This is a genomic window from Blautia sp. SC05B48, from assembly GCF_005848555.1.
Lineage (GTDB): Bacteria > Bacillota > Clostridia > Lachnospirales > Lachnospiraceae > Blautia_A.
In genome coordinates this window covers 1,044,507-1,057,273 of the sequence record NZ_CP040518.1, presented here as the reverse complement: position 1 = coordinate 1,057,273, position 12,767 = coordinate 1,044,507, and the positions used below count along the sequence as shown (strand labels likewise).

The following is a 12,767-nucleotide window of genomic DNA, read 5'->3' as shown; positions in this document are numbered from 1 at the left end:
TATCTGACATTGTCGGATAATAGACACATATTAGCCGGAGAGGGTTTTTCCTTGACTGAAAATATAGGGATTGGTATAATTATAGAATAAAAAACTCCACTTAAAATTGGGGAATGGACGGTGGCAGAACTATAAAGGGAGGTACCTGAAAATGGGAAAGAAATTACAATTTACGGAGCTTGACCAGTATCTTTTCGGTCAGGGCACGAATTATGATATTTACAGGAAGCTGGGAGCACATCCAGACACGCAGAACCGGAAAAAAGGGGTTTATTTTGCAGTGTGGGCACCTAATGCACAGGCGGTTTCTGTTGTAGGTGAATTCAACGAATGGGATACGGAGAAGAATCCCATGAAAAAAGTTGGACCCATTGGCGTTTATGAGACATTTGTACCGGGAGCGAAGATCGGACAGCTGTATAAATTTTACATTACAGGTGCACATGGTGAGGAGCTTTACAAGGCAGACCCATATGCCAATGCCGCTGAAATGCGTCCCGGAACCGCCTCTCGTATTACAGATATCACCAACTACAAATGGAAAGATGATACCTGGATGAAAAATCGTGAGAACTTTGACCCGGACACAAGTGCCATGTCTATCTATGAGGTGCATCCGGGATCCTGGATGAAGCATCCGCAGACAGCAGAGGATGAGGATGGTTTCTATTCCTACAGAGAACTGGCGCCGAAGCTTGCCCAGTATGTCAAAAAAATGGGATACACCCATGTGGAGCTTATGGGTATCGCAGAGCATCCTTTTGACGGTTCCTGGGGCTATCAGGTAACCGGCTATTACGCACCGACTTCCCGCTACGGAACACCGCAGGATTTCAAATATCTGGTGGATTATCTCCATCGTCAGAAGATCGGTATCATTCTTGACTGGGTACCGGCACATTTTCCGAAGGATGCACACGGACTGGCTAACTTTGACGGAACTGCTGTATATGAGCATGCAGATCCGAGACAGGGTGAGCATCCGGACTGGGGAACCAAGATCTACAATTACGGACGTCCGGAGGTGAAGAACTTCCTGATCGCAAATGCTCTTTACTGGGTAGAGGAATGCCACGTTGATGGTCTTCGTGTAGATGCGGTTGCATCCATGCTCTACCTGGATTACGGTAAGAAAGACGGTGAGTGGGTCGCCAATAAATACGGCGGAAACAAGAATCTGGAGGCTATTGAATTTTTTAAGCATCTGAATACCGTTGTTCTCGGAAGAAATCATGGAACTGTCATGATCGCAGAGGAATCTACCGCATGGCCGATGGTAACAGGCAAGGCAGAAGACGACGGGCTTGGATTCTCCCTGAAGTGGAATATGGGCTGGATGAACGACTTTCTGGAATACATGAAGCTGGATCCATATTTCCGTAAATTTAATCATAATAAGATGACATTTTCTATGACTTATGCATACAGTGAGAAATATGTTCTGGTCCTGTCTCATGATGAGGTAGTACATCTGAAGTGTTCTATGCTGGAGAAGATGCCTGGGGAGCTGGATGATAAATTTAAGAACCTGAAGGCCGGATATACTTTTATGTTCGGGCATCCGGGTAAGAAGCTTCTGTTTATGGGACAGGATTTCGGACAGCTGCGTGAGTGGAGTGAGGCCAGAGAGCTTGACTGGTATCTTCTTGGCGAGGAAAATCATCAGAAGCTGCAGCAGTATGTCAGTGATCTTCTGCATATCTACCGCAAATATCCGGCACTTTACGGTGCAGATAATGATCCATCTGCATTTGAGTGGATCAATGCCAACGATGGCGACAGAAGTATCTTCAGCTTTGTGAGAAAATCTCCTACAAGACGTAATAATATTCTGGTAGTATGCAACTTTACACCGGTAGCACGTCCGGATTACCGTGTAGGCGTTCCGAAGAAAAAACAGTACAAACTGATCATGGATGAGCAGGGGCTTCTTCCGAAGGGCAAGGTATTTAAAGCCGAAAAGAAAAATTGTGATAACCGGGAATTTTCTTTTGCATATCCGTTGGAAGCTTATGGAGTTGGTATATTTACATACTGATATTCTGTACAGTGAAATCTTTGAAAGAAAATATAAAAGATAAAATAAAAATACCGGAGATCTGTGTGCCTTTGAAGTGTTCACTTCAGAGGTGCCGGATCTCCGGTATTTTATGAATCAGGGTATAGACTGGTCACGAAAGGTTATCACTATTCTTCGCTATCATCGTAAGAACCATCATCGTAAGAACCGTCATCGTAGGAACCGTCATCGTAGGAACCATCATCATAGGAACCATCATCGTAGGAACCGTCATCATAGGAACCATCATCGTAGGAACCGTCATCCGAGGAGTCGTCTGTGCTGCCTGAGTTATTATCAGCAGAGTTAAAGTCTTCGGAAGTGATGTCAATGCCTTTATCTGCGTAATATTTTTCTGCTGTGATGGAGTCGGTATCTTCTACGATATTTCCGGATGCATCGATCATGTTCAGGTCTGTGTCAATGGTCACATCCAGGAGGTTGGTTCCTGTGGATGGAGTGACATTCATGGACATGATCTCGTTGAACTTCTTTTTCAGATTGTCAAGAGTGAATACACCGGAACCAATGTATGACTGTACACCATTCTGAGATGCAAGTTCTTCTGTGTAATCGGAAAGCATATATGGTCCGAATTCACCGGCATCGCTGTTGTAATGCATGACCAGAGGTTCCACTGTAGGAGTCAGGATCTCAATTGAGGTCTTGCCGTTCTGTACGGTTTTCTGAATGGTGAATTTTGCCATTCCGCCGAGAAGTTCTTCCAGCTTCTGTTGGGTGGATACGAAATTTCCCAGAGAGTAGAAGACTACAGTTTCATTGCCTTTGTCATCAGTAAGACGGCCATATGGTTGGAGTACATGTGGATGTCCGCCGATTATGACATTTACGCCTTGCTCCATAAGGTAGGCTGCCCACTGTTTTTCATATTCGTTTGGCATGGTTTCGCCTTCGGTACCCCAGTGTGCTACAAAGATGATACAGTCGGCCTGCTTTTTTGCTTTCTGGATCATGGCTGTGATCTTGTCTTTGCGGATCATGTCGATCATGTAGTCTTTTCCTTCAATGCCGCCTACGTTTGTACCGTAGGTGTAATCCAGAAATGCAATCTTGATACCGTTTATTTCGCGGATCTTTACGGTGTCGGCATCTTCCTGGGAATCGTGGATTCCCAGAAGTGTGACATCCGGATATTTGGTTTTCCAGAAGTTCAGTGTGTCTGTGAGGAAGCCCTCTCCGAAGTCATCAATGTGGTTGTTGGCGGATTCTACTACGTTGAATCCGGCTTTTATAATGGCGTCTCCTACTTCTGTGGGTGTTGCAAAGGATGGGTAGGAGCTTACGCTGTCATGGTCGGTTGTGAAGACGGTTTCCTGATCGATCATTTTGATGTCTGCGTCCTTGATGGCGTCCTGGATGTGGGTGTAGATCTTGTCGTAGTTCCAGTTGCCGTCAGAGGATGCGCCTGCGTCGATGAGACTCTGGTGATAGAGGTTGTCGCCTACTGCGATGACGGAGGCGGTGGTAGTTTCGGCAGTGGTGTCGGCTGCTTCCTGATCGGCTTTGGTTTTGGCTGCCGCGGCTTTTTTCTGTGCGTCTATGGCTGGTTTGCGGATGAGGCGGTAGTCCAGCTGATTGAAGAAGAGGACTAGGATCGCAAGGACGATGACGGATGCCATAAGACTTACGCGGGCGTTGCTGCGTTCGCGGAAGTTCAGGGGAATGTTGTCCTTGGGGTTGCGCCGGGGTTCTCTGAGGGGATCCGGGGTGGAGCTTTTTTTGAAGACTCCTTTGAGGGAGTCGGGGATGTTGATGTTGGGTGGAAATTTCATTTATGTTTTACCTTGTCTTTCTTTGGATTCTGAATGCGATTGATTGGTGATTGCATTCATGAGTGTTTGGTGTAGTGGAATGTGAATGCCACTTTGTTGTTTGATTTTTTGTTGTGTGGTTGTATTATAGCAGATTTTTATTTTGGTGGGAAGAGGGGGTGGGGATTGAACGTACGCCTGAGCCGGGGATGCTGCCTGGTCTGCGGCTTCGTCGGGGGCCAGCCAAGAATCAGCTCCTCTCCTGCAGAGGCAGACCAGGCAGCATCCCCGGCTCGGGCTGTGAGGTTCAGGACGGTAGGGTGGTAGGGCGGTAGGTTTATTTGGAGTGGTAGGTTGAGTGGTTTTCCGGTAGGGGATGGGGCATCAGAGCTGCGCTGGATGCCTGGGGCGAAAGGCTGAGTTTCCTTGTGGCCTGACGGAGTGGATGGGCTGAGGCGCTTCGCTGTCGGCCTGGTAGTGATGGGGTTGGTATATCTTATAAGATCTTTTTGTCTGTATGGACATTTCCGGAGCTTTGGATTCTGAAGCGTTTTCCATTTTTGTTACTGTGTATTTTGTGAAAAGCTGGTTTATGGTGTTTTCATGTTTTGTTTGTGTGGTATAATTCGTATATACCAGTAGGAGTGTTAATGACCAATAATACTATATTTGAAGATGTTTTTCGGACGATGATGGAGTAGATGAAATTATGGGTGGAAAGGTTTTACAGCTGGAATCGGAACGCTTGCTTGAGCTGGGAGAAGCACGTGGGAAAATTATTGGAAAAGCGGAAGGAAAGGCAGAAGGTGAGGCCATTGGGGAAGCACGAGTGAGAATGCTGATCAATCGTCTGATCGCAGATGGCCGGATGGATGAGATTGGAAGAATAATAGACAGTGCGGAGGCGTGCAGGGAGTTGTATAAAGAGTATGGTTTGTGAGAAATAAAGAAGATATTTTGTTACTGGTGGCAAATGTCAGATTTTTACAGAAGAGAGGATACAGACATGGGTGTTTACAGGCGTAAGGCACAGTATCATGAGACGGATCAGATGGGGATCATCCATCATTCCAATTATGTGAAATGGATGGAAGAGGCCCGGATCGATTTCATGAAGGAGTTGGGCTTTGGTTATGGTGAGGTGGAGAAGCGGGGAATTGTTTCTCCGGTTGCAGGGGTTTCGGTTTCTTATAAGAAGCCGGTGCTTTTTGATGATGTAGTGGAGATTTCAGTTTCGGTGAAGAAGTACAGTGGTGTGGTTCTGGAGCTGGCTTATGAGTTTTTTAATGTGACCAGAAGTGAGGTTTGTACAGAAGCTTCCTCGAAGCATTGTTTTACCAGGAATGGGGAGCTGGTTTCTCTGAAAAAGGAGATTCCGGAACTGGATGTGCTGTTCAGAAGCTGTGTGAAGGGGGATTGAGTTTGATGGAAGTTGTGGAGATGCTTGATAATCTGAAGGAAAAGGCCCGCAGGGACCCGGCGCTTCGGGAGATGTTGCTTGCTACCCGCAGGGAGAAAGAGCCGCTGGCTGCTTTCTGTAAGAAGTGCCGGGAGCTTGGGGTTCCGGTTTATGAGATGGATCTGATCGCAGCTGGTGAGGAATTTTATGCAGCGATGAAGAGGAGTACCAATGGTGGTGGAGAGAATTCTCCGATGCTTGAGGGTGAGGATGATTTTTATGAATTGTTTTTTGCCGGGTTGGAATAAAAAATGGAATTCAATTCCGCATCAATATACTTCTCCAGCACCGGGAACTGTACACCACCGATCTTCAGTACCTGGCTGTGGAAAGCTTTCAGATCAAAGTCCTGGCCAAGGCGGTTCTGTTCGGAAGTGCGTAAGTCCAGAAGGCTTAAGTAGCCCCAGTAGTATTTCAGATAATTTCCCGGGGTTTCCAGGATATACTGGTAGATCTCGGAGACAACGGCGCTGTCTTCGATACCAAAGGCTTTCAGAAAGCTGGCAGCTTCGGCCTGAGTCCAGCCGTTGTAATGGATCTCAATGTCCAGAAGGGAGTACATGCATAAATTGATGCTTCGGTTCAGCCAGGAGATCCTGGCAAGCTCTGTGGCAGAAGGATCCTGAATATAATCGGCGGCGTACTGGTAGGCATAGGGTTCAATGTAGGTGGCCCATCCTTCCGCAAAGCCGGAGGTGCAGAGAAGATTTCGGATGTTGGAGGAATTTTGGCGCTGGAAGGTGACAGTCTGGTAAAGATGCCCCGGGAATCCTTCATGTGCCAGTGTGGTAAAAAGCTCCAGACCCTGGTAACTGGCAGCCGGATTTATGTAGATCACATTGGGGGTTCCGGTATCCACAGGTGGGGTGAGATAAAAGGCGGGGCTTAGATATTCTTTCATGGAATCGTGGACTGTGCGGAGCTCAAAGGTGACATCTGTGAGAGGTGGGAAGTCTGTTTGGATCTTCTGCTGTAAGGCATTCAGCATCCGGGCAGGCTTCATTTTTTTGAAAGTGATTCCCCGGCTGAGAGTAGTCAGAAGCTCTGGGTTTTGTCGAAGCATGGTTCCTGCGATGCCGATCTCGTCGGAAAGCTGTCTGGAGAGTCGTTTTTCCATTTGCTTTACAGGAACGTAAGAGCCGGTCTGACTCTGAAGAAGATAGAGATAGTAGGCTTTTCCTCCCTTGAAATAAGTCAGGCCACGAGTGTTTTTTCCTGTGCCGCGTAAAGCTTCCAGACCGGTCATAAGTTCCTGATAGGCTGGGATGACTTCTGTTTTCATAAGATTTTGGTGAGTCAGGATCAGAGCGTTCTGCTCTGACACGGAAAGCTTTCCGTATTCGGAGAGTTTTTTCTGAAAGATATTCAGCATATAGCTGTTGTCGGGGTTTCGGATAAAAGAACTGCATTGTGCCAGGATCCGGTCCAGCGTGGTATCACTCATAAAAAAACCAGCTTCGGATTTCTTTTTCTCAAATTCCAGGATACTCCGAAAGTATGGGCGGATGGTGGTGAGAAGAGTGAGATAGTCGGTGATATCACGTTCTTCATAAAAGGCATATTCCGCCAGAAGCACCGGAAGCTGAGCCTGAATACCAAGACTTGGACCAAGGGGTTCCTGAAGCAGATAATTGTCACCCAGTGATTTTTCTGTGTGGTAATAGAGGAGCATGGAGTCCAGTGTCAGTTGATTTTCCGTGGAAAGACGGCTGTAGCGGAAGGATTTCAGTTTTTTTTCGTACTGGCTGCAGATCTGGTATGTATTTTTCATATCTGTGGGGATAGTGCCAAGAGAAGCTTTTTTTCGCCGGATGCCCTGTTTTCCCGGATGTGCCAGGGTATAATGGAGGGTAAGGGTGCTGCCGGAAACTTCATTTTGAAAAACTTTTCTGGAAAAAGCTTCGAATTTTCCGTTTTCTGTGATCCCGTGAGCGGAAAAATAACCGGCAGTAAGGCCGGTGAGAAGTGCCAGGATAAGAAGCAGAGTGATGAAAATAGGAGATTTATTTTTCCTGATTTTAAGAGACATACGACAGTCTTTCGTTACTGTTTACAGACATATGCCATGTGGAGAGTGCTGATGGTCTCGAAGCAAACAGTAACGTCCTTTCAGAGTGGCGCTTTGTTCTATCATATTGGAAAATTACGGAATCTATGATATTATGTGAGCGGAAATATACAAAAATGGAGAAATAACATGAGTGATATTTATGATCTTGCAATTTTAGGCGGAGGCCCGGCAGGGATCACGGCGGCGATCTATGCGTCCAGGGCCAGGTTAAATACCATATGGATCGATAAAAACTTTGCACCGGGCGGCCAGGTCACAGCTACCTATGAGGTGGATAATTATCCGGGAATGCCGGGGATGTCGGGCATGGATCTCGGAGAAGCCTTCGGGGAGCATGCCCGGAAGCTGGGATTGGAACCGCAGCGAGAGAAGATCCTTTCCCTGGAAAATATTTCCGGAGAGATCAAGACGATTCGTACAAAAAAGCATGAATATCAGGCGAAAGCCCTGATCCTTGCATTTGGGGCAGAGCACCGGAAGCTGGATATCCCGGGAGAGGATGATCTGAGCGGCCTTGGTGTTTCCTACTGCGCTACCTGTGACGGAGCTTTTTATAAGGATCGGACCGCAGTGGTAGTGGGGGGAGGAAACGTGGCAGCAGAGGATGCAGTTTTTCTTTCCGGCCTCTGTGAAAGGGTATATCTTGTTCATCGCCGTGATGCGCTTCGAGCAGATCAGGCACTTCAGGAGAAAGTCTTTGCCTGTGAGAATATAGAAATGGTGTGGGACAGTGTTCCCCTTGAGATCCTGGGACAGGATGAAGTGACCGGTCTTAAGATCCGTAATATAAAAACAAATGAAGAGAGGGAATTGACCGCAGAAGGTGTTTTCATTGCTGTGGGGATCGTTCCTAATACGACACTTGTAAAGGACCAGCTCAAGCTGGATGAAAATGGATATATATGTGCAGGAGAAGAGGGTGTTACCAGCGCACCTGGGGTTTTTGCAGCGGGGGATATTCGTACCAAGGCACTTCGCCAGATAGTAACTGCTGTTTCAGACGGAGCCAATGCAGTGGCTTCCGCACAGAAATATCTCTGGAGGAAAGATAATGGCAACGATTAAGGAAATCGCGCAAAGAGCAGGCGTGAGTACAACAACTGTTTCCAACGTCATACATGGAAAAACAAAAAAAGTATCTCCTGCCAATATTCAGAAGATCGAGAATCTTATCCGGGAGATGGGGTATGTCCAGAAAATGGGACTGAGAGTTCTGAATAAAGAAAAATCCCAGCTGATCGCAGTTGTGATCAATTATCATAAAGACTTCAAGGATTCTATCATCGGAGATCCTTTTTATGGAAAGATCATCGGTTTTATCGAGAAATACGTGCAGGAACTGGGATATTATCTGATGCTGTATTCTGCAAAGGATACAGATAAGATATTCCAGATGGTCATGGGTTGGGATGTAGATGGTGTTATTGCCATTTCCTTCAGCAAAAGCAACTGCGAAAAAATCTATCAGCTGATCAACAAACCGATCGTTTCTATTGATGCATACGGTGAGCTTGATGCAGGCCAGGAAAACCATGTCCTGAATATCGGACTGGACGACGAAAGTGGCGGCTATCTCATGACAAAATATCTTCTGGAATGCGGCTATGAGCATATCCAGGTTTGTGCAGGCCGTGATAATGGTGTGGATCATCTTCGTTACATGGGCGCTCAGCGGGCGGCGAAGGATTTTGCAAAGAAAAAGCAGAAGGTGCAGTTTACTGCTCTTGGAATGAACTACGCCAAACGAAAAGAAAGCTATGCGTGGCTGCTCCAGCGGAAAAAACCAAAGGCCGCACTGTTTTTCCTGTCGGACCTCTATGCATTGGAGGCTATCAGCTTTTTCAGCAGTCGTGGAGTAAAGATTCCGGAGGAGATCGGAATTGCAGGATACGATAACATCAGCTATGCGGAATTTTCCGTGCCTCGTCTGACTACTATCAGCCAGAATGTGGAGCAGAAGGCGTCTCTTGCAGTGGAAATTCTAATGGAACGGATCAATGGAGTGGAAAAAGAGCGTGAAAATGAGATCATGCTTCCGGTCACGCTGATCCCCAGGAGATCTGTACAGCCGCAGCATGAGGAAAAGTAAGTCTGCAGAGAATGTACCTGATCTGATCAGGGGGTAGATACGAGAAGTCACTGCAGAACTGTGAAAAATAGAAAATCGGGACTTTCAATATAGTAAGAGTACAGAGAATCTGAGATATAAAGATATCAAAAGCCGAAATATACGGGAACTGTCAGTGTCTGACAGTCAGAGTATTTTCGGCTTTTTGTAAATTTACCTGAAATCGTAAAAGAGTTATCCTGTGTAGGTCCGTGCTGAAGATGTGGATAATAAGCATTTGCTGTTCTATGTGAAACCTGCACAAAACCATGATTTTGAACTTGTTGCAATAATAGGTTATGTACATAACCTATTTACACAGCCTAACTTTGATGCTATAGTGTGAACATAAAGGTTAGGTACATAACCAAAGGGAAAAAGTACAGAAGGAGTGAATACCAGATGAAACAGATTCTGATCGCCACACATGGAAAAATGGCCTCCGGCATTCGTTATACAGCAGAGCTGATCGTTGGAAAAATGGATGAGATCACAACCATCGACGCATATGTGACACCGGAAGACAATGTGGAGAAAAAGTTTGAAGAATATTTCGCACAGCATGAAAACGACAGGATTTTCGTTTTCACAGATCTGATGGGAGGAAGCGTAAATCAGAAGCTTCTGGGATACAGCCAGAAAGAAAATGTCACACTGATCACAGGAACCAACCTTCCGGTCCTGATGCAGGTCATGATGGCAGATGACGATGTGACAGAGGAGGAGATCCAGGAGTTCATCGATGATGCCAGAGAAGAGCTTCAGATGGTAGACCTTGGCGGTGGAAAGAAATCCACATCTGAAAAAAATGCTGAAGAAGATACTGCACAGGGTATCGAAAATACTGCGCAGATTTCAGAAGGTGCTGCATCGTATGCAAAAAAATCCGCACCGAAAAAAGCTCTGGCTCCCCAGTCCTATGACAATTCCACAGCAAAGATCACCGCACTTCGTGTAGATGACCGTCTGATCCACGGACAGGTTGCCATGACCTGGACCAAACAGCTGGCTGTACAGGGAATCGTGGTAGCTAACGACGAGGCAGCTAACGATAACACCCAGAAGATGGCATTGAAAATGGCCGTACCGGGCGGAATCAAATCGCTGATCAAACCGGTGGATGAAGCCATTCGTATTTTAAACAATCCGAAGGCATCCAGGATGCGTATTCTGGTTCTGACAAGAACGGTAAAGGATGCTCTGAAGATAAGACAAAGTGTTGGTGAGATCGGATTCCTCAATGTAGGAAATACGGGACGTTTTGATGGAATCGATGTTTCCGAGAAGCTTGTCCTGACCCCGACTATCATGCTGACAAAAGCAGAACAGCAGGCACTGAAAGAGCTGGTGGCTCTTGATCCGAAGGCCTGTATGCAGCAGGTACCCAATGATGAGCAGAAGCTTGTGAAGGATGTACTGGACAAGCTTGACTGACATCCACTGAATAAATAAAACGTAGCACAAAAAAGGGAGGAAAGAAAAAAATGTTAAATGCATTTCTTGTAGCACTTGCCGTATTTATCTGTGTCGGCGGTGCAGAGCTGATCGGATTTACCATGCTGAACCGTCCGATCGTCATCGGACCGCTGGTAGGTCTGTTGCTTGGAGATCTTCATACAGGAGTTATCATCGGAGCTTCATTGGAAGCTGTATTCATGGGAGTTGTAAATATCGGCGGTGCTTCTGCGGCAGAGCCCGGAATCGCCACAGCTGTAGGAACTGCTTTTGCCATCATGCTTGGCAAAGGCTCTGAGGTTGCCCTGACACTGGCACTTCCTATCGGTATCCTTGGTCTTCAGATCAAAACAGTTCTTTATATCTTTATTGTAGGTATGTTTGCAAAAACCTTTGACCGCCTGGCAGCAGAAGGAAAAGAAAAACAGATCGTTGCTCTTCACTATGGGCTCTGGGCTGTAAACTGGTTTTTATATTCTCTGTTTGCATTCTTCGGGATCCTGTTCGGATCTGACGCAGTCAGCGCACTTCTGGATGCCATCCCGGATGTTGTTATGAATGGTCTGACAGTTTGCGGCGGACTTCTTCCGGCAGTAGGTATGGCAATGCTGATGAAGATGCTCTGGGACAACAAGATCTGTATGTTTTATTTCCTGGGCTTTGTTCTTGCAGCATACTTAAAGCTTCCGCTGATCGCCCTTGCCGTGATCGGTGTGATCATTGCCATTTCCATTGGTATGAACGATTACAAGCTGAACCAGCTTGCGGCACAGAGAGTGGCAGCTTCACCAGCCGGTGGTTCTGACGAATATCTTGATGAAGAAGAGGAGGAATTTTTCTCATGAGTAATTTAACGAAATCCATTCCTGCAGATGAAAGAAAAATGCTGAGAAAAGCGTTCTGGCGTTCCTTCACTCTGTATGCGGCAGTAAGCCCGGCAAAACAGGGAGCTTCCGGTTTCTGTTATTCCCTGATGCCGTTTATCAACAAATTTTACAAAAACGATGAGGAGGGCAAAAAAGCAGCCCTCACAAGAAGTATGTCCTATTTCAATACAACCATCACCTGTTCCACTTTCATTATGGGTCTTGTAGCTTCCATGGAGAAGAAAAACAGCGAGCAGAAGGATTTTGATGCAAGCTCTATCAATGCAGTCAAATCCTCTCTGATGGGACCTCTGGCCGGCATCGGTGATTCCATTTTCTGGGGCGTTCTCCGTGTGATCGCGGCCGGGATCGCAGTAGGTCTTGGTGCATCCGGAAACGTTCTGGCACCGATCGTGTTCCTGCTTCTTTTCAACATTCCGTCTATTCTTGTGAAATATTATGGAACATTCCTGGGCTACAAGCTTGGTTCCGAATACATCCAGAAGGTTTATGCAAGCGGTCTTATGAATATCCTGACAAAGGCTGCCAGCATAGTAGGTCTGATCATGGTCGGCGGCATGACTGCCAGCATGGTAACCTTTAATTCTACTTATGAGCTTACCATGAAGGGGGAATCTGTTCTGAACCTCCAGAACATGCTGGACCAGATTTTTATCGGCATCGTTCCTCTTGGACTGACTCTTCTGTGCTACTATCTGCTGAAAAAGAAAAATATCAGCATCACAGTTCTGATCATCGGTGTTATCATCCTTAGTATCATTCTCTCTCTTCTTGGAATTGCATAAACCTTAAGGATAAAGATCAGAACTATGAAAAGGCGGACCTCGGGTGGTCCGCCTATAAAAAACCTGAAAAAAGTTATATTGAAATAACTGATCGTAAAAAGGGCAGTTGAAGAGTATCTGACGGGATATAAATAAGCGGCAAATACGGATTATAAATATCTGCTCAATGCAA

The 12,767-nt window shown here is 46.3% G+C and carries 11 protein-coding genes; 9 read left to right on the top strand and 2 right to left on the bottom strand.

The window, feature by feature from the left end; genetic code table 11:
- Positions 1-151: 151 nt before the first annotated feature.
- Positions 152-2,038: a 1,4-alpha-glucan branching protein GlgB gene (gene glgB / locus EYS05_RS04770; RefSeq protein WP_118515844.1), complete on the top strand. Its 1,887-nt coding sequence runs from the start codon at positions 152-154 to the stop codon at positions 2,036-2,038.
- Between the two features lie 149 nt (positions 2,039-2,187).
- Here the strand turns inward: glgB and EYS05_RS04765 are convergent, their stop codons facing one another.
- Entirely contained in the window at positions 2,188-3,852 is a 1,665-nt protein-coding gene (locus tag EYS05_RS04765; RefSeq protein WP_227752369.1) for a CapA family protein, read from the bottom strand.
- A gap of 688 nt (positions 3,853-4,540) precedes the next feature.
- Here EYS05_RS04765 and EYS05_RS04760 point away from each other — a divergent pair.
- From EYS05_RS04760 to EYS05_RS04750, 3 genes are read left to right on the top strand one after another with little or no spacing between them, the layout of a single operon-like run.
- A complete protein-coding gene (locus tag EYS05_RS04760; protein WP_138276718.1) occupies positions 4,541-4,771 on the top strand; it encodes a hypothetical protein in 231 nt (76 codons plus the stop codon).
- A 33-nt stretch (positions 4,772-4,804) separates the two neighbouring features.
- Positions 4,805-5,251, top strand: coding sequence for an acyl-CoA thioesterase (locus EYS05_RS04755; RefSeq protein ID WP_118515845.1), 447 nt, complete (start codon positions 4,805-4,807; stop codon positions 5,249-5,251).
- Between the two features lie 5 nt (positions 5,252-5,256).
- Positions 5,257-5,538 (top strand): hypothetical protein, encoded by a 282-nt coding sequence (locus tag EYS05_RS04750; protein ID WP_015525365.1) that lies wholly within the window; start codon positions 5,257-5,259, stop codon positions 5,536-5,538.
- On the opposite strand, the gene EYS05_RS04745 is transcribed toward EYS05_RS04750, so the two are convergent.
- Positions 5,508-7,319 (bottom strand): DUF885 domain-containing protein, encoded by a 1,812-nt coding sequence (locus tag EYS05_RS04745; protein ID WP_243119223.1) that lies wholly within the window; start codon positions 7,317-7,319, stop codon positions 5,508-5,510. The two genes, EYS05_RS04750 and EYS05_RS04745, sit on opposite strands and share 31 nt — an antisense overlap.
- Positions 7,320-7,487: 168 nt before the next feature.
- Here EYS05_RS04745 and trxB point away from each other — a divergent pair, with 168 nt between their 5' ends.
- From trxB to EYS05_RS04720, 5 genes are all read left to right on the top strand, one after another.
- Positions 7,488-8,426, top strand: a complete 939-nt coding sequence (gene trxB / locus EYS05_RS04740; RefSeq protein WP_138276717.1) for a thioredoxin-disulfide reductase — start codon at positions 7,488-7,490, stop codon at positions 8,424-8,426.
- Positions 8,413-9,450, top strand: a complete 1,038-nt coding sequence (locus tag EYS05_RS04735; RefSeq protein WP_227574146.1) for a LacI family DNA-binding transcriptional regulator — start codon at positions 8,413-8,415, stop codon at positions 9,448-9,450. The genes trxB and EYS05_RS04735 overlap by 14 nt, the downstream gene beginning before the upstream one ends.
- Before the next feature lie 420 nt (positions 9,451-9,870).
- Positions 9,871-10,902 (top strand): PTS mannose/fructose/sorbose transporter subunit IIAB, encoded by a 1,032-nt coding sequence (locus tag EYS05_RS04730; RefSeq protein ID WP_138276716.1) that lies wholly within the window; start codon positions 9,871-9,873, stop codon positions 10,900-10,902.
- Positions 10,903-10,952: 50 nt separating this feature from the next.
- Positions 10,953-11,768: a PTS mannose/fructose/sorbose/N-acetylgalactosamine transporter subunit IIC gene (locus EYS05_RS04725; RefSeq protein ID WP_118062547.1), complete on the top strand. Its 816-nt coding sequence runs from the start codon at positions 10,953-10,955 to the stop codon at positions 11,766-11,768.
- Positions 11,765-12,595 carry a PTS system mannose/fructose/sorbose family transporter subunit IID gene (locus tag EYS05_RS04720; protein ID WP_138276715.1) on the top strand — a complete coding sequence of 277 codons (831 nt, stop codon included), beginning with the start codon at positions 11,765-11,767 and terminating at the stop codon, positions 12,593-12,595. Before EYS05_RS04725 ends, EYS05_RS04720 begins: the two co-directional genes overlap by 4 nt.
- The last annotated feature ends 172 nt before the right edge of the window (positions 12,596-12,767 follow it).

Bases quoted from the DNA above. Each gene is read 5' to 3' on its own strand.
- EYS05_RS04745 (WP_243119223.1), bottom strand. From the start codon at position 7,319: ATGTCTCTTAAAATCAGGAAAAATAAATCTCCTATTTTCATCACTCTG.
- EYS05_RS04730 (WP_138276716.1), top strand. From the start codon at position 9,871: ATGAAACAGATTCTGATCGCCACACATGGAAAAATGGCCTCCGGCATT.
- trxB (WP_138276717.1), top strand. From the start codon at position 7,488: ATGAGTGATATTTATGATCTTGCAATTTTAGGCGGAGGCCCGGCAGGG.
- EYS05_RS04725 (WP_118062547.1), top strand. From the start codon at position 10,953: ATGTTAAATGCATTTCTTGTAGCACTTGCCGTATTTATCTGTGTCGGC.
- EYS05_RS04750 (WP_015525365.1), top strand. From the start codon at position 5,257: ATGGAAGTTGTGGAGATGCTTGATAATCTGAAGGAAAAGGCCCGCAGG.
- EYS05_RS04755 (WP_118515845.1), top strand. From the start codon at position 4,805: ATGTCAGATTTTTACAGAAGAGAGGATACAGACATGGGTGTTTACAGG.
- EYS05_RS04765 (WP_227752369.1), bottom strand. From the start codon at position 3,852: ATGAAATTTCCACCCAACATCAACATCCCCGACTCCCTCAAAGGAGTC.
- EYS05_RS04735 (WP_227574146.1), top strand. From the start codon at position 8,413: ATGGCAACGATTAAGGAAATCGCGCAAAGAGCAGGCGTGAGTACAACA.
- EYS05_RS04720 (WP_138276715.1), top strand. From the start codon at position 11,765: ATGAGTAATTTAACGAAATCCATTCCTGCAGATGAAAGAAAAATGCTG.
- EYS05_RS04760 (WP_138276718.1), top strand. From the start codon at position 4,541: ATGGGTGGAAAGGTTTTACAGCTGGAATCGGAACGCTTGCTTGAGCTG.
- glgB (WP_118515844.1), top strand. From the start codon at position 152: ATGGGAAAGAAATTACAATTTACGGAGCTTGACCAGTATCTTTTCGGT.